The organism is Pseudomonas sp. FBF18 (assembly GCF_024261405.1).
Taxonomy (GTDB): Bacteria; Pseudomonadota; Gammaproteobacteria; order Pseudomonadales; family Pseudomonadaceae; genus Aquipseudomonas; species Aquipseudomonas palmensis.
Genome location: NZ_QKRS01000004.1, coordinates 21,009 through 37,570 on the forward strand (window position 1 = coordinate 21,009; position 16,562 = coordinate 37,570).

The following is a 16,562-nucleotide window of genomic DNA, read 5'->3' on the forward strand; positions in this document are numbered from 1 at the left end:
GCCTGACGGTCCTTTTTTTTGCCTGTTCTGTTAACCAATAGATACACGTAAACCAATAAGTAAAAGCCAATTGAACAACGGTGCGCCGGCCTGGCTGGACGCCCCCGTGAGGAGATAGCAATGAACGACTTCAAACGCCTGCCCGCCGATTTCTGCGCCAGCGCAGACGAGGCCTTCACCATTCCGGCCAAGTTCTACACCCAGCCTGCGGTGTTCGAGCACGAGAAAGAGAACATCTTCGCGCGCAGCTGGATCTGCGTGGGTCATCGCAGCGAAGTGGCCGAGAACAACGCCTACATCACCCGCGAGATCATCGGCGAGAGCATCATCGTGGTGCGTGGTCGCGACAGCGTGCTGCGCGCCTTCTACAACGTGTGCCCGCACCGTGGCCACCAGTTGCTCAGCGGCAGCGGCAAGGCCAAGAACGTGATCACCTGCCCGTACCACGCATGGACCTTCAAGCTCGACGGCGAACTGGCCCACGCACGCAACTGCGAGAACGTGGTCAACTTCGACAAGCAGAACTCCACCCTGGTGCAGCTGCGCGTGGAAGAGTACGCAGGCTTCATCTTCATCAACATGGACATGGACGCCGGCAGCGTCGAAGACCAGCTGCCCGGCCTGCAGGCACGCATGCGCCAGGCCTGCGCGGTGATCGACGACCTGCACCTGGCAGCACGTTTCGTCAGCGATACCCCGGCCAACTGGAAGTCCATCGTCGACAACTACCTGGAGTGCTACCACTGCGCCCCGGCGCACCCGGGCTTCTCCGACTCGGTGGACGTCGGCCAGTACAGCCACACCACCTACGGCAACTGGACCCTGCAATATGGCCTGGCCAAGCCGTCGGAGCAGTCGTTCAAGTTCGACGAAAGCGTCAAGGACCCCTCCTTCGCCGGCTTCTGGGCATGGCCGTGCACCATGTTCAACGTGCCGCCAGGCGCGAACTTCATGACCGTGATCTACGAGTTCCCGGTCGACGCCGAAACCACCCTGCAGCACTACGACGTGTACTTCCTGAACAAGGACATTACCGAAGAGCAGCAGAAACTCATCGACTGGTACCGCGAGGTGTTCCGCCCCGAGGACCTGCGCTTGGTCGAGAGCGTGCAGAAGGGCCTCAAGTCCCGCGGCTACCGTGGCCAGGGCCGGATCATGGCCGACCGTGAGCGCAGCGGCATGAGCGAGCACGGCATCGCCCACTTCCACAACCTGATCGCCGTCGCCCACCTCAACGACTGACAACGCCCGCCCCCGGTACGCCGGGGGCGGCATGGAGTGCCTTGCGTGAAACTCAACGATCCCACACTGCTGCGCCAACAGGCGTACATCAACGGCCACTGGTGCGATGCCGACGACGGTCGTCAGGTCGAGGTCTGCGACCCGGCCAACGGCGAGCGCCTGGGCAGCGTGCCGCTGATGGGCGGCGCCGAGACGGTACGCGCCATCGAAGCCGCCGAGGCCGCGCTGCAAGGCTGGCGCGAGCGCACCGCCAAGGACCGCGCGCAGGTGCTGCGCCGCTGGTTCGAACTGCTGCTGCAACACGAAGACGACCTGGCCCGGCTGATGACCTTCGAGCAGGGCAAGCCACTGCACGAGGCACTGGGCGAGATCCGCTACGCGGCCTCGTTCATCGAATGGTTTGCCGAGGAAGGCAAGCGCGTCTACGGCGATGTCATCCCCAGCCCTTCCAACGACAAGCGCCTGCTGGTGATCAAGCAGGGCATCGGCGTGTGCACCGCCATCACCCCGTGGAACTTCCCGGCGGCGATGATCACGCGCAAGGTGGCCCCGGCCCTGGCCGCCGGCTGCACCATCGTGGTCAAGCCGGCCAACGAAACCCCCTTCTGCGCCCTGGCTCTGGTGGAGCTGGCCGAACGTGCAGGCATCCCGGCCGGGGTGTTCAGCGTGGTCACCGGTGATGCGGTGGCCATTGGCGCCCAGTTCACCGGGCACCCGGCCGTGCGCAAGCTGAGCTTTACCGGCTCCACCCCGATCGGCCGGCTGCTGATGGGCCAGTGTGCCCAGAGCATCAAGAAGGTGTCGCTGGAACTGGGCGGCAACGCGCCGTTCATCGTGTTCGACGATGCCGACATCGACGCCGCCGTCGAAGGCGCGCTGGCAGCCAAGTACCGCAACGCCGGCCAGACCTGCGTATGCGTCAACCGTTTCTACGTGCATGACAGCGTGTATGCGCAGTTCACCGAACGCTTCGTGGAGCGCGTGCGCGCCCTGGGCGTGGGCCACGGCACCAGCGCCGCGAGCCAGGTCGGCCCGCTGATCAGCGACAAGGCCGTGGCCAAGGTGCGCAGCCTGATCGACGACGCCGTGGCCAAGGGCGCCGACCTGCTGCTGGGCGGCGAAGCGCATGCGCTGGGTGGCAACTTCTTCGCACCCACGGTGCTGGCCAACATTGCACCGGGCACCCAGCTGCTGCAGGACGAGATCTTCGGCCCGGTGGCGGCCATCGTGCGCTTTCGCAGCGACGAAGAGGTGATTGCCCAGGCCAACGACACCCTGTACGGCCTGGCGGCGTACTTCTACAGCCGCGACATCGCCCGGGTGTTCAAGGTGGCCGAGGCACTGGAGTACGGCATGGTCGGTATCAATACCGGGCTGATCTCCAATGAAGTGGCGCCGTTTGGCGGCGTGAAGCAGTCGGGCCTGGGCCGCGAAGGCTCGCGCTACGGCATCGAAGACTATCTGCAAATCAAGTACCTGTGCCTGGCCGTGTGAGCCAGTGGCAGTCGAGGTGAATCATGGCCAACAAATACGAGATGTTCAGTGTGCAGGTAACCGCCGTCGAGCAGGCGACGCCGCTGATCAAGCGCTTCACCCTGGCCCGTGAGGACGGCGCGCCGATGCCGGCATTTACCGGTGGCAGCCACGTGATCGTGCAGATGCAGGGCGCCGACGGGCGCCAGTTCAGCAACGCCTATTCGCTGATGAGCGACCCGCGCGACACCCGTAGCTACCAGATCGGCGTGCGCCTTGAAGAGCAGTCCAAGGGTGGCTCGGCGTTCATGCACCAGCAGGTCGAGGTGGGCAGCGTGCTGACCATCTCCAGCCCCAACAACCTGTTCGCACTGGACCCGAGCGCGGGCCGGCACGTACTGATCGCCGGCGGCATCGGCATCACGCCGTTTCTGGCGCAGTTGCATGAGCTGGAGGCCGGCAGCACCGCCTACGAGCTGCACTATGCCTTTCGCAGCCCCGAGCATGGCGCGTTCCAGGCCGAACTGAGCAGCGGGCCGCATGCGGCCAACACGCAGTTCTACATCGACAGCCTGGAGCGCAAGCTGGACCTGGCCGCGCTGTTTGCGGGCCTGGATGACGCGGCGCATGTGTATGTGTGCGGGCCCAAGCCGCTGATCGATGCGGTGATCGCCACCGCAGCGTCGCTGGGCATTGCCGAGCAGCGCGTGCACTGGGAGCAGTTTGCCGCGGCGCCGGTGACCGGTGCGGCGTTTACCGTGGTGCTGGCGCGCTCGGGGCAGGAGTTGCAGGTGGAGGAAGGCATGACCATCTTGCAGGCCATCGAGAAATCCAAGGCGGCCAAGGTGGAATGCCTGTGCCGCGAGGGTGTGTGCGGCACCTGCGAGACCATGATTCTGGAGGGTGAGGCCGAGCATTTCGACCAGTACCTGAGCGATGAAGAGAAGGCTTCGCAGCAGAGCATGATGCTGTGCGTGTCGCGGGCGCGCACGGCCCGGCTGGTGCTGGACCTGTAGATCGAATCGCGGGTCAAGCCCGCTCCCACAGGTGCAGCGCAGTTCCTGAAAACACTGCAATCCCTGTGGGAGCGGGCTTGACACGCGAATGGCCTGCGCAGCAGGCCCAAGGTCTCAAGCCGGGCGCAGCACAAGCACCGCCAGTGGCGGCAGGTTCACCGCCAGCGACAGCGGCTGCCCATGGCTGGGCAAGGCCTCGCTGCTCACCGCCCCGAGGTTGCCGTAGTTGGACCCGGCATACACCTGGGCATCGCTGTTGAGCACCTCCACCCACTGTTCGCCAAACGGCACCCCGATGCGATAACCCTCCCTCGGCACCGGCGTGAAGTTGGCCACCACCAGCAACGGCTCGCCCTCGGCGCTCCAGCGCAGCCACGCATACACGCTGTTGCGCGCATCGTCGCCGATCAGCCACTGGAACCCTTGCGGCACGCAGTCCTGCTGATGCAGCGCCTTCTCGTCGCGGTACAGCCGGTTCAGGTCGGCCACCAGCGACTGCACACCCTTGTGCTCGGGGTACTGCAGCAGGTACCAGTCCAGTTCCGCGTCATGGTTCCACTCGCGCCACTGGCCGAATTCGCAGCCCATGAACAGCAGCTTCTTGCCCGGATGGCACCACATGAAGGCCAGGTACGCGCGCAGGTTGGCGAACTTCTGCCAGCGGTCGCCCGGCATCTTGTCGATCAGCGAGTGCTTGCCGTGCACCACCTCGTCATGGGAAATCGGCAGGATGAAATGCTCGGAATACGCGTAGATCAGGCCGAAGCTCATCTCGTTGTGATGATGCGCACGGTGGATCGGGTCGTTCTGGATGTAATGCAGGGTGTCGTGCATCCAGCCCATGTTCCACTTGTAGTTGAAACCCAGGCCGCCCTGCTGGGTCGGCTGGCTGACACCCGGCCAGGCAGTGGATTCCTCGGCGATCACCAGCGCCCCCGGCGCCTCCTGGGCCACCACGTCGTTGAGGTGGCGCAGAAAATCGATGGCCTCCAGGTTCTCGCGCCCGCCGTGGCGGTTGGGCACCCATTCGCCGGCCTTGCGCGAATAGTCGCGGTACAGCATCGAGGCCACCGCATCCACCCGCAGCCCGTCGATGTGAAAATGCTTGAGCCAGTGCAATGCCGAAGCCAGCATGAAGCCGTGCACCTCGTTGCGCCCCAGGTTGTAGATCAGCGTGTCCCAGTCCTGGTGGAAGCCCTCCAGCGGGTTGGCGTACTCATACAGTGCGGTGCCGTCGAACTGCGCCAGCCCATGTTCGTCGGTGGGAAAATGCGCCGGCACCCAGTCGAGGATCACGCCGATGTGGGCCTGGTGGCAGGCGTCGATGAACGCGGCGAAATCCTCGGCCGTGCCATAGCGCGCGGTGGGCGCGAACATCGACAACGGCTGGTAGCCCCACGAGCCGCCAAACGGATGCTCCATGATCGGCATCAGCTCGATATGGGTGAAGCCCAGCTCCTGGATGTAGGGCACCAGCCGCTCGGCCAGTTCGCGCCAGTTGTAGTAGCGGGCCACTTCACCGCTTTCATCCAGCTCGCATTGCCAGGAACCGGCGTGCAGTTCGTAGATCGACAGCGGCGCGTTGGTGGCCTGGTGCGCCGCACGCACGCGCATCCAGCTCTGGTCCTGCCACACATGGCCCAGCGCGGCGGCCACCTTCGAGGCGGTGCTGGGCGGCAGCTCGGTGGCCAGTGCCAGCGGGTCGGCCTTGAGCGGCAGGATGCCGTCGGGCCCGAGCAGTTCGTACTTGTACGTCTCGCCGGCCTGCAGGCGCGGGATGAACAGCTCCCACACACCGCTGGGCACGCGCTTGCGCATCGGGTGGCGGCGCCCGTCCCAGTTGTTGAAGTGACCGACCACCGACACCCGCCGCGCATTCGGCGCCCACACCGCAAAGCGCACCCCGTCGATGCCGTCAACCTGTGCGGGCTGCGCGCCGAACACCTTGGCCAGGTCGCGATGATTGCCCTCGGCGAACAGGTACAGGTCCATCTCCCCCAGCAGCAACTGGGTAAAGCTGTAGGGGTCTTCGGTGACCTGCTCGCCCCCTGCCCAGTTGATGTGCAGGTCGTACGCCTGCGGTTGCTGCAACCGCCCGCTGAACAGCCCGGGCACACTGCCCTGCTCCAGCTCCAGCAGCACCTGCCCGCTGTCGCGGGCCACCGCCCGGGCGCTCAGGGCATCGGGCAGGTAGGCGCGTATCCACTGCCCGCCCGCGCCATCCGGGTGCGGCCCGAGCACCGCGAACGGGTCGCCGTGCCTGGCATTGACCAGGTCATCGATATCCCTTGTGCCCAACCCAGCCTGTTCCCGCTTGTGCGCGCTCATTCATTCTCCCCACGTACTGACAAGCCCATGGAGGCCATGCAAGGGCACGGCCAACCAGCTCGGGCGATTCTCGGCTTCATACATAATTTCGTAGGCAGCCTTTTCCAGGCTGAACAGGTCCAGCGCCGCGCGTGCCCCGCCGGGCTGTTCCCAGGCGTGCGGCAGGTCGGCGGTGGCCAGATCGTAGGCCTGAACAAAGGCATGCCGGGCCTGGTGCAGGTAGCGCCGCGCCACGCGCTGACGGGCCTGGCGGGCCGGCGGCGAGACGTCCACCCCCGACGCGCTGCGCAACACCATCGCAGCAGCATAGTCGAACGAACGCAGCACGCCGCTGACGTCCTTGTACGGGCTGTGCTTGCCGCGTCGCTCCTCCAGCGGGCGCGCCGGCTCGCCTTCGAAGTCGATCAGATAGGCATCGCCCTGCACCACCAGCACCTGGCCCAGGTGCAGGTCGCCGTGTACCCGTATCAGCACGCCACCGACCGCCTGCATGGCCAGTTCGCTGACCTGTTCGAGCAGGCCCTTGCGCTGCTTGCCCAGGTCGTCGACCAGCGCCTGGCTGTCGGCATCCAGCTCATCGCGGTGCTGCTCCAGCAGGTCGAACGCCTGGTTGAGCTGGGCGCTGACCTGCTTGCCCCAGGCCTTGCCATCGCGCGCGCTACTCACCCGCGGCTTGAACGCCGGGTCCTGGGTGGGCGCGGCCAGCACCTGGTGCATCTGGCCCAGGCGCTGGCCCAGCTGCGCGGCAAAGGCCTGCAGCTCCTGCAAGGCATCGGCATGGGCCTGCGGGGCCTGGATGCCGGGTTCCATTTCGTCGCGAATCGCGCGTTCCAGGGTGTTCTGGGTCCAGTCCCAGGCGTCGCCCTGGTTGCTCAGGTAGCCCTGGGCGATCATCAGCAGGTGCGGCTGCCCGGTGGCGTCCACCCGGCTCAGCCAGCCCAGCAGCGGTGATATGTTCGGGTAGCCGGCGGCAGTGAGGTAGGCGCTCATCTCGAGCTCGGGGTGGATGCCGCCATTGACCCGGCGGATCAGCTTGAGCACCAGGCTGCCCCCTACCACCACCGAGCTGTTGGACTGCTCGGCCGACAGGTAGCGCACCGCCGGCTCGTCGCCCAGCTCCAGGGCGGCCAGCTGCTCGGTGGCCTGGAACTGCAACTCGCCGTCGCTGCAGCTCAGGCGCGTGCCATCGGCAAAGCCGGCCAGCACCGCGCGAATGAAGCTTTCGAGCACGAAACCATCGGTGATCAGGCCCACCTGGCGCCCCCGGCGTACCCGTGAAAGGGCCAGTTGCTGGGGCAATGCGCTGGTCAGCTGGTCTTCGCCGATCAGGCCGAACGGCAACTGATAGCGGCTGGTCTGCCCGCCGCCGTCGACCTCGATTTCACTGAGCAGCACGGGGCTGGTGGCCGCACCGAAGCGCACGCCATAGGCGATGCGCACCTTTTCCAGCGCGGCGCCCTTACCCGCGAACCAGCGGCGCTTGGGCAGGTACTGCGGCAGGATGGCGTCTTGCAGGGTGTCGCGCGACGGCGATTCGAGCAGCTCTTCCATGCGTTTCTTGAGCACCACGGTGGTGAACTCCGGTAGCGGCTGCGCGGGCTGCACATGCCAGCTGGGCATCTGGTCCCTGGGCGCGAGCAGGAACCAGTAGAAGCCATAGGGCGGCAAGGTCAGCAGAAACGGCAGTTGGCCGATCGGCGGGAACGCGCTGCCGCCGAGCATCTCCACCGGCACCTGGTCGACATAGGCCGAGAGGTCCAGCTCTGCCGCCTGGGCGGCGCGGGACACGTTGGCCACGCACAGAATGGTCTCGCCCTTGCCGTCGCTGCCGGTGAACTCGCGGACATACGCCAGGATGCGGCGGTTGCTGGGCGAGAGCATGGTCAGGCTGCCGCGGCCAAAGGCCTTTTGCTGCTTGCGCACCGCCAGCAGGCGACGGTTGAAGTTGAGCAGCGAATGCGGGTCGCTGGCCTGGGCCTCGACGTTCACCGACTGGTAGCCGTACAGCGGGTCCATGATCGGCGGCAGCACCAGGCGTGCCGGGTCGGCGCGGGAGAAGCCGCCGTTGCGGTCGATGGACCATTGCATCGGCGTGCGCACGCCGTCGCGGTCGCCCAGGTAGATGTTGTCGCCCATGCCGATCTCGTCACCGTAATACAGGGTCGGGGTGCCCGGCATCGACAGCAGCAGGCTGGTCAGCAGCTCGACCCGGCGCCGGTCGCGTTGCAGCAACGGTGCCAGGCGCCGGCGGATGCCCAGGTTGATGCGCGCGCGACGATCCTGGGCGTAGTAGTTCCACAGGTAGTCGCGCTCGCGGTCGGTGACCATCTCCAGGGTCAGCTCGTCGTGGTTGCGCAGGAAGATCGCCCATTGGCAGTTGGCCGGGATCTCCGGGGTCTGGCGCAGGATGTCGGTGACCGGAAAGCGGTCTTCCTGGGCCAGCGCCATGTACATGCGCGGCATCAGCGGAAAGTGAAAGGCCATGTGGCACTCGTCGCCCTGCCCTTCGCCGAAGTACAGCTGGGTATCCTCGGGCCACTGGTTGGCCTCGGCCAGCAGCATGCGATCGGGGTAGTTGGCGTCGATTTCGGCGCGGATCTTCTTCAGCACCTGGTGGGTTTCGGGCAGGTTCTCGTTGTTGGTGCCATCGCGCTCGATCAGGTACGGGATGGCATCCAGGCGCAGGCCATCCACGCCCAGGTCGAGCCAGTAGCGCATCACCCCGATCACCGCCTTGAGCACCTGCGGGTTGTCGAAGTTGAGGTCGGGCTGGTGCGAATAGAAGCGGTGCCAGAAGTACTGGCCGGCAACCGGGTCCCAGGTCCAGTTGGAGTGCTCGGTGTCGAGGAAGATGATGCGCGTGCCGTCGTACCTGGTATCGGTGTCGGACCACACATAAAAGTCCCGCGCCCTGGAGCCGGGCTTGGCGCGCCGGGCCTTCTGGAACCACGGGTGCTGGTCGGAGGTGTGGTTGATGACAAGCTCGGTGATCACCCGCAGGTTGCGCTTGTGCGCCTCGGCGATGAAACGGCGCACGTCTGCCAGGGTGCCGTAGTCGCTGTGCACGGCCTTGTAGGCGGCGATGTCGTAGCCGTCGTCGCGCCGTGGCGAGGGGTAGAACGGCAGCAGCCACAGGGTGTTGACCCCAAGCTCGGCGATGTAGTCGAGCTTGGCGATCAGGCCGGGAAAATCACCGATGCCGTCGCCGTTGGAGTCGAAGAACGACTTGACGTGCACCTGGTAGATGATCGCGTCCTTGTACCACAGCGGGTCGTTGATGAACGTGGCTGGGCGGGCTTTCTTCGCCATGTACGACTCCTTCTGGTTGGCGGGGGCTAGCGGGCCGGGGTGATGCGCCAGATGCCGAACGGCTGGTGCCAGGGTTCGATGCGCATCCACTGGGTCTTGCCGTACCAGCTCCAGCGATGGCCGCTCATCAGGTCTTCGCCGAAGGTTTCGGCGTCGTCCTCCAGGCCCAGCTCCCACAGCGGCAACTCGAAGTGCGCCTCCTGGGCGTTGTGCGGGTCGAGGCTGACGGCCACCAGGATCAGGCTGCCGCTGGCCGGATCGCCCTTGGCGAAGTACAGGATGTTGTCGTTCCAGGCGTTGTAGAAGCGGATGCCCAGGTGGGTCTGCAGGGCCGGGTGCTGGCGGCGGATGCGGTTGAGCTGGGCGATCTCGGCAATGATGTTGCCGGGCTGGGTGTAGTCGCGCGGGCGGATCTCGTACTTCTCCGAGTCCAGGTATTCCTCCTTGCCCGGTATCGCCGCCGCCTCGCACAGCTCGAACCCCGAATACATGCCCCACAGGCCCGAGCCCATGGTGGCCAGCGCTGCGCGAATCAGAAAGCCCGGGCGGCCGGAGTCGTGCAGGAAGAACGGGTTGATGTCCGGCGTGTTGACGAAGAAGTTGGGGCGGTAGCAGTACGACCACGGCGGCTGGTTGAGTTCGCTGAAGTACTGTTGCAGCTCGGCCTTGGTGTTGCGCCAGGTGAAGTAGGTATAGCTCTGCGAATAGCCGACCTTGCCCAGGCGCGCCATCATCGCCGGCTTGGTGAAGGCCTCGGCGAGGAAGATCACCTGCGGGTGCTGGCTGCGCACGTTGGCGATCAGCCACTCCCAGAACGGCAGCGGCTTGGTGTGCGGGTTGTCCACGCGAAACTGGGTCACGCCCTCCTGCACCCAGCCCAGCACCACGTCGCGCAGGGCCAGCCACAGGGCGGGCACCGCGTCGGCGGCATAGAAGTCGACGTTGACGATGTCCTGGTATTTTTTCGGCGGGTTCTCGGCATAGCGGATGGTGCCGTCGGGGCGCCAACTGAACCAGCCCGGGTGCTCGGTGAGCCAGGGGTGGTCCTGGGAGCACTGGATGGCGAAGTCCAGGGCGATTTCCAGACCATGCTCGGCGGCGGCGGCCACCAGCCGGCGGAAGTCTTCGCGGCTGCCCAGCTGCGGGTGGATGGCCTCGTGCCCGCCGTCGGCGCTGCCGATGGCGTAGGGGCTGCCGGGGTCGTCGGGGCCGGCCTGCAAGGCATTGTTGCGGCCCTTGCGGTGCTGGGTGCCGATGGGGTGGATGGGCGGGAAGTACAGCACGTCAAAGCCCATGTCGCGGATCATCGGCAGGCGCTGATGCACGTCGTTGAAGGTGCCGTGACGGGCCGGGTCGTCGGTGACCGAACGCGGGAACAGCTCGTACCAGCTGGCAAAGCGTGCGCGCTCGCGCTCCACCTCAAGGGGGAACTCGGCGCTGCGGCTGAGGTAGGCACGGTGGTCGGCGCGGCCCATCAGGGCGCGGGTCTCGCCGTGCAGCAGCAGCTCGACGCCGGCCTGGGCAGGCAGGCTGGCCAGTTGCAGGGCCACCGCCTCCAGTTGCGCACGCAGCGGCTCGCTGCTGCGTTCGGCGCTCTGCATCAGGTGGCGGCGGCCCTCCTCCAGCTCCAGGCCTACGTCGACGCCGGCGGCGAATTTCTTCTCCAGCTCGTAGCAGTAGCTGGCGTACTGGTCGATCCAGGCCTCGATCATGAACAGGTGGCGGCCCACCTCGCTGACCGTGAAGCGCCCCTCCCAGCTGTCGTTGCCCAGCAGCGTCATGGGCACTTCGTGCCAGTTGGGGTGCTGCAGGCGGCGCCAGCTCAGGCGCACGGCCAGCACGTCGTGGCCGTCGGCGAAGACCTTGCTGGTAACGGTGACCTGTTCGCCCACGGTACCCTTGACCGCGTGCTGGCCGGCGTCGAGCACAGGTTCGGTGTTCTCGATCACTATGCGCGGCAGCAGCAGCGCCCTGGCCAGGGTCAGGGTGTGCTCGCTGGTTTCATCGGTGCTGAAAGGCTCATCGCGGGTCATCGAACATCGCTCCGTTACGCTGTGACGGTAAGGTTCAGAGCAATGGCAGGCGTGGGGGTTCAATAAAAAATGAGCGATGCGGCGCGGCCACGGTCGAAGAATGGGTCAGCCTTTGAACAGCCCTTTATGTGAGGTTCGGCCCATGAATATTCCTATTCCTGCTGAAACGCCCGATCCGAATATCGATGACCCCAATCTGCCACCACCGGTGCCCGAGAAGGAGCCTGAGCCGCCCAAGGAGCAGGAGCCCGTGGGCGACCCGCCCAGTGAAGAGCCGCCGGTGAAGGTGCAAGCGTAGACCGGGATCCGGCAGTTGCACTGCGGTGTGCCCATCGCGGGTCGAGCCCGCTCCCACAGGAGTGCGGTGGTTTACAGAAATGCGCGATACCTGTGGGAGCGGGCTTGACCCGCGATGGCTGAAACGCCGAGCTCAACGGTTGCACAACTCCTCGATGCTGATCTCGCGCATGCGAAACTTCTGGATCTTGCCGGTCACCGTCATCGGAAACTCCTCGACGAAACGAAAATGTCGCGGCGTCTTGAAGTGCGCGATGCGGCTCTTGCACCAGGCCTGCAGCTCCCCATCGGTGGCGCTGTGCCCAGGGTGCAGCTTGATCCACGCCACGATCTCCTCGCCGTAACGCTCATCCGGAATGCCGATCACCTGCACGTCCGCCACCGACGGGTGGGTAAAGAAGAACTCCTCCAGCTCGCGCGGGTAGATGTTCTCGCCACCGCGAATGATCATGTCCTTGTTGCGCCCGGCAATGCACACGTAGCCCTGCTCGTCCATGCTCGCCAAGTCGCCGGTGTGCATCCAGCCCGCCGGGTCGATCGCCTCGCTGGTGGCCGCCGGGTTGCCCCAGTAGCCCAGCATCACGCTGTAGCCGCGGGTGCACAGTTCGCCGATGGTGCCACGCGGCACGATGCAGCCGTGTTCGTCGACGATCTTGCTCTCCAGCTGCGGCTGGGTGCGCCCCACCGTGGTCACGCGCAACTCCAGCTCGTCGTCCGGGCCGGTCTGCAGCGACACCGGGCTGGTCTCGGTCATGCCGTAGGCGATCTGCACCTCGCCCATGTGCAACTGGTCGATCACCCGACGCATCACCTCGATCGGGCAGGTGGCGCCGGCCATGATGCCGGTGCGCAGGCTGCTCAGGTCGTAGTCGCCGCGCCGCGGCTGGTCGAGCAGCGCGATGAACATGGTCGGCACCCCGTACAGCACGGTGGCGCGCTCGCGGGCCACGCCTTCGAGGGTCAGCAGCGGGTCGAAGGCGTCGTTGGGGTAGATCATGGTGGTGCCGTGGGTGATGCAGCCCAGGTTGCCCATGACCATGCCGAAGCAGTGGTACAGCGGCACCGGGATCACCATGCGGTCATGCTCGGTCAGGCCCAGGCTCTCGCCGACCATGTAGCCGTTGTTGAGGATGTTGTAGTGGCTCAGGGTCGCGCCCTTGGGGAAGCCCGTGGTGCCGGAGGTGTACTGGATGTTCACCGGCTGGTCGAACTGCAGGCTCTGCTGGCGCTGCTGGTACTCGGCCGGGGCGACCTGCTCGGCCATGCCGGCCAGCGCCGCCCACGGCAGGAAGCCGCCCGGCGGCGCGTCGTCGAGGCTGATCAGCCCGCGCAGGTCGGGCAGGCGCTCGCCATTGAGCTGGCCTGGCGCCTGGTGCGCCAGCTCCGGCAGCAGTTCGCCGAGCATGGCATGGTAGTCGGAGGTCTTGAAGGTGCCGGCGCAGATCAGCCACTGGCAGGCAGACTGGCGCAGCACGTATTCCAGTTCGCTGGTGCGGTAGGCCGGGTTGATGTTGACCAGGATCACGCCGATTTTGGCGGTGGCGAACTGGGCGATGCACCACTGCGCGCAGTTGGGCGCCCAGATACCCAGGCGGTCGCCGGTCTTCAGGCCCAGCGCCATCAGGGCGCGGGCATGCAGGTCGATGCTGTCGGCCAGTTCGCGCCAGCTGTAGCGCAGTTGCTGGTGGCGTACCACCAGTGCCTCGCGCTCGGCAAAGCGCGCCACGGTGTTGTCCAGGGCCTGGCCGATGGTCATGGCCAGCAGCGGTTTGTCCTGGCGACCCTGGGTGTAGCTCGGTTGATTCATGACGACCCCGTATTGTGATTGTTGTGGGTGCTGATTCACGCGAGACCTAATGTGGCGCAAATTAACGTTAACGTAAAGGTCATGGGGAGATTGACAGTGTTCGGTGCGGGGTTTACGTTAACGTAAAGGTGACAGATCGCAGCGCCTTGATCGCGGGTCAACCACCACGCCACTCAAAGAACAATCGACAAGAAAGGTGCCAGCATGCGTTATCCGACCCTGAACTTCGCCCTGGGCGAAACCATCGACATGCTCCGCGACCAGGTGCAGGCGTTCGTCGCAGCCGAGCTGGCCCCGCGTGCGGCGCAGATCGACCAGGACAACCTGTTCCCCGCCGACATGTGGCGCAAGTTCGGCGACATGGGCCTGCTGGGCATCACCGTCAGCGAAGAATACGGCGGCGCGGGCCTGGGCTACCTGGCCCACGTGGTGGCCATGGAAGAAATCAGCCGCGGCTCGGCCTCGGTCGCGCTCTCCTACGGCGCCCACTCCAACCTCTGCGTCAACCAGATCAACCGCAACGGCACCGCCGAACAGAAAGCCAAATACCTGCCCAAGCTGATCAGCGGCGAGCACATCGGCGCCCTGGCCATGAGCGAGCCCAACGCCGGCTCCGACGTGGTGTCGATGAAACTGCGTGCCGAACAGCGCGGCGACCGCTTCGTGCTCAACGGCAGCAAGACCTGGATCACCAACGGCCCCGACGCCAACACCTACGTGATCTACGCCAAGACCGACCTGGAAAAGGGCCCCCACGGCATCACCGCGTTCATCGTCGAGCGCGACTGGGCCGGCTTCAGCCGCAGCAACAAGTTCGACAAGCTGGGCATGCGCGGTTCCAACACCTGCGAGCTGTTCTTCGACAACGTCGAGGTGCCCCAGGAGAACATCCTCGGCCAGCTCAACGGTGGCGTGAAGGTGCTGATGAGCGGCCTGGACTACGAGCGTGTGGTGCTCTCCGGCGGCCCTACCGGGATCATGCAGGCGTGCATGGACCTGGTGGTGCCCTACATCCACGACCGCAAGCAGTTCGGCCAGAGCATCGGCGAGTTCCAGCTGATCCAGGGCAAGATCGCCGACATGTACACCCAGCTCAATGCCAGCCGCGCCTACCTGTATGCCGTGGCCCAGGCCTGTGATCGCGCCGAGACCACCCGCAAGGACGCCGCCGGGGTGATCCTCTATACCGCCGAGCGCGCCACCCAGATGGCCCTCGAGGCAATCCAGATTCTGGGCGGCAACGGCTACATCAACGAATTCCCCGCAGGCCGCCTGCTGCGCGACGCCAAGCTGTACGAGATCGGCGCCGGCACCAGCGAGATCCGGCGCATGCTGATCGGTCGCGAGCTGTTCAACGAGACGCGCTGAGGCGCTCAGCGGCAACGCCGCCATAACGCAGACCCACTCTTGCAGCTTGGAGCTTGCCGCTTGAAGCTGCGCCAGGAGCCACGATGATTCTGAAGTCTCAGTTGAACCCCCGCGCGCCCGAATTCGCGCTCAACAGCGCGGCCATGCTCGAACAGGTGCAAGGCCTGCGTGACCTGCTCGCCAGCGTGCACCAGGGCGGCGGGCCCAAGGCCCAGGAGCGCCACACCTCACGCGGCAAGTTGCTGCCGCGCGACCGCATCGACCGCCTGCTCGACCCCGGTTCGCCGTTTCTGGAGATCGGCCAGCTGGCCGCCCACGAGGTGTACGGCGAAGACGTGCCTGCCGCCGGCGTGATCGCCGGCATCGGCCGCATCGAGGGCGTGGAGTGCATGATCGTGGCCAACGACGCCACGGTCAAAGGCGGCTCGTACTACCCGCTGACCGTCAAGAAGCACCTGCGCGCCCAGACCATCGCCCAGCAGAACCGCCTGCCCTGCGTGTACCTGGTGGACTCCGGCGGCGCCAACCTGCCGCGCCAGGACGAGGTGTTCCCCGACCGCGAGCACTTCGGCCGCATCTTCTTCAACCAGGCCACCATGAGCGCCCAGGGCATCCCGCAGATCGCCGTGGTGATGGGCTCGTGCACCGCCGGCGGTGCCTACGTGCCGGCCATGGCCGACGAGGCGATCATGGTGCGCCAGCAGGCCACCATCTTCCTGGCCGGCCCGCCGCTGGTCAAAGCCGCCACCGGCGAGGTGGTCAGCGCCGAAGACCTGGGCGGTGCCGACGTGCACTGCAAGGTCAGCGGCGTGGCCGACCACTATGCCGACAACGACGAACACGCCCTGGCCATCGCCCGGCGCTGCGTGGCCAACCTCAACTGGCGCAAGCTGGGCCAGCTGCAGGTGCGCACCCCGATCGCCCCGCTGTACGCAGCCGACGAGCTGTACGGCGTGGTGCCGGCCGATGCCAAGCAGCCGTTCGATGTGCGCGAGGTGATCGCGCGCCTGGTGGACGGCTCGCTGTTCGACGAGTTCAAGGCGCTGTTCGGTACCACGCTGGTGTGCGGCTTTGCCCACCTGCACGGCTACCCGGTGGCGATTCTGGCCAACAACGGCATCCTGTTCGCCGAGGCCGCGCAGAAAGGCGCGCACTTCATCGAGCTGGCCTGCCAGCGCGGCATCCCGCTGCTGTTCCTGCAGAACATCACCGGCTTCATGGTGGGCCAGAAGTACGAGGCCGGCGGCATCGCCAAGCATGGCGCCAAGCTGGTGACCGCAGTGGCCTGTGCCCAGGTGCCCAAGTTCACCGTGATCATCGGCGGCAGCTTCGGTGCCGGCAACTATGGCATGTGCGGGCGTGCCTACGACCCGCGCTTTCTGTGGATGTGGCCCAACGCGCGCATCGGCGTGATGGGCGCCGAACAGGCCGCAGGCGTGCTGGCCCAGGTCAAGCGCGAACAGAGCGAGCGCAGCGGCCAGGTTTTCAGCCCGCAGGACGAGGCGCAGCTCAAGCAGCCGATCCTGGACCAGTACGAACACCAGGGCCACCCCTACTATTCCAGCGCAAGGCTGTGGGACGACGGCGTCATCGACCCCGCGCAAACCCGCGAGATTCTCGGCCTGGCCCTCTCGGCAGCCCTCAATGCCCCGATCGAACCGAGCCGTTTCGGCATTTTCCGGATGTGAC

Annotated in this window: 10 protein-coding genes; 6 read left to right on the plus strand and 4 right to left on the minus strand. The window is 66.0% G+C overall.

The features are described 5' to 3' along the window. Positions 1-120 precede the first annotated feature (120 nt). Genes DN387_RS08140 through DN387_RS08150 form a run of 3 tightly spaced genes read left to right on the plus strand, consistent with a single transcriptional unit; the run spans position 121 to position 3,731 of the window. The gene (locus tag DN387_RS08140) at positions 121-1,242 is read left to right on the plus strand and encodes an aromatic ring-hydroxylating dioxygenase subunit alpha (protein ID WP_043863952.1); all 1,122 of its coding nucleotides are present in this window, start codon (positions 121-123) and stop codon (positions 1,240-1,242) included. Positions 1,243-1,287: 45 nt separating this feature from the next. Beyond that, complete coding sequence (locus DN387_RS08145; RefSeq protein WP_043863953.1) at positions 1,288-2,736, plus strand: NAD-dependent succinate-semialdehyde dehydrogenase; 1,449 nt, start codon at positions 1,288-1,290, stop codon at positions 2,734-2,736. 23 nt (positions 2,737-2,759) lie between these two features. Further along, positions 2,760-3,731 carry a PDR/VanB family oxidoreductase gene (locus DN387_RS08150; protein WP_054914401.1) on the plus strand — a complete coding sequence of 324 codons (972 nt, stop codon included), beginning with the start codon at positions 2,760-2,762 and terminating at the stop codon, positions 3,729-3,731. A gap of 114 nt (positions 3,732-3,845) precedes the next feature. Here the strand turns inward: DN387_RS08150 and glgB are convergent, their stop codons facing one another. From glgB to DN387_RS08165, 3 genes are read right to left on the minus strand one after another with little or no spacing between them, the layout of a single operon-like run. Next, a complete protein-coding gene (gene glgB / locus DN387_RS08155; protein WP_054914400.1) occupies positions 3,846-6,059 on the minus strand; it encodes a 1,4-alpha-glucan branching protein GlgB in 2,214 nt (737 codons plus the stop codon). Continuing rightward, on the minus strand, positions 6,060-9,368 hold the full coding sequence (treS, locus tag DN387_RS08160) for a maltose alpha-D-glucosyltransferase (RefSeq protein WP_054914399.1): 3,309 nt from the start codon (positions 9,366-9,368) through the stop codon (positions 6,060-6,062). A 26-nt stretch (positions 9,369-9,394) separates the two neighbouring features. Then, the gene (locus DN387_RS08165) at positions 9,395-11,401 is read right to left on the minus strand and encodes an alpha-1,4-glucan--maltose-1-phosphate maltosyltransferase (protein ID WP_054914398.1); all 2,007 of its coding nucleotides are present in this window, start codon (positions 11,399-11,401) and stop codon (positions 9,395-9,397) included. Between the two features lie 142 nt (positions 11,402-11,543). Here DN387_RS08165 and DN387_RS08170 point away from each other — a divergent pair, with 142 nt between their 5' ends. After that, the gene (locus tag DN387_RS08170) at positions 11,544-11,699 is read left to right on the plus strand and encodes a hypothetical protein (protein WP_167400188.1); all 156 of its coding nucleotides are present in this window, start codon (positions 11,544-11,546) and stop codon (positions 11,697-11,699) included. 132 nt (positions 11,700-11,831) lie between these two features. Here DN387_RS08170 and DN387_RS08175 read toward each other — a convergent pair whose 3' ends face one another. Further along, complete coding sequence (locus DN387_RS08175; protein WP_043863958.1) at positions 11,832-13,505, minus strand: AMP-binding protein; 1,674 nt, start codon at positions 13,503-13,505, stop codon at positions 11,832-11,834. Between the two features lie 204 nt (positions 13,506-13,709). On the opposite strand from DN387_RS08175, the gene DN387_RS08180 reads away from it, so the two are divergent. Continuing rightward, positions 13,710-14,873: an isovaleryl-CoA dehydrogenase gene (locus DN387_RS08180; protein WP_043863959.1), complete on the plus strand. Its 1,164-nt coding sequence runs from the start codon at positions 13,710-13,712 to the stop codon at positions 14,871-14,873. A gap of 83 nt (positions 14,874-14,956) precedes the next feature. Further along, positions 14,957-16,561 carry a carboxyl transferase domain-containing protein gene (locus DN387_RS08185; RefSeq protein ID WP_043863960.1) on the plus strand — a complete coding sequence of 535 codons (1,605 nt, stop codon included), beginning with the start codon at positions 14,957-14,959 and terminating at the stop codon, positions 16,559-16,561. Position 16,562 lies beyond the last annotated feature (1 nt).

Bases quoted from the DNA above. Each gene is read 5' to 3' on its own strand.
- DN387_RS08170 (WP_167400188.1), top strand. From the start codon at position 11,544: ATGAATATTCCTATTCCTGCTGAAACGCCCGATCCGAATATCGATGAC.
- DN387_RS08175 (WP_043863958.1), bottom strand. From the start codon at position 13,505: ATGAATCAACCGAGCTACACCCAGGGTCGCCAGGACAAACCGCTGCTG.
- DN387_RS08180 (WP_043863959.1), top strand. From the start codon at position 13,710: ATGCGTTATCCGACCCTGAACTTCGCCCTGGGCGAAACCATCGACATG.
- DN387_RS08150 (WP_054914401.1), top strand. From the start codon at position 2,760: ATGGCCAACAAATACGAGATGTTCAGTGTGCAGGTAACCGCCGTCGAG.
- treS (WP_054914399.1), bottom strand. From the start codon at position 9,368: ATGGCGAAGAAAGCCCGCCCAGCCACGTTCATCAACGACCCGCTGTGG.
- DN387_RS08165 (WP_054914398.1), bottom strand. From the start codon at position 11,401: ATGACCCGCGATGAGCCTTTCAGCACCGATGAAACCAGCGAGCACACC.
- DN387_RS08185 (WP_043863960.1), top strand. From the start codon at position 14,957: ATGATTCTGAAGTCTCAGTTGAACCCCCGCGCGCCCGAATTCGCGCTC.
- glgB (WP_054914400.1), bottom strand. From the start codon at position 6,059: ATGAGCGCGCACAAGCGGGAACAGGCTGGGTTGGGCACAAGGGATATC.
- DN387_RS08140 (WP_043863952.1), top strand. From the start codon at position 121: ATGAACGACTTCAAACGCCTGCCCGCCGATTTCTGCGCCAGCGCAGAC.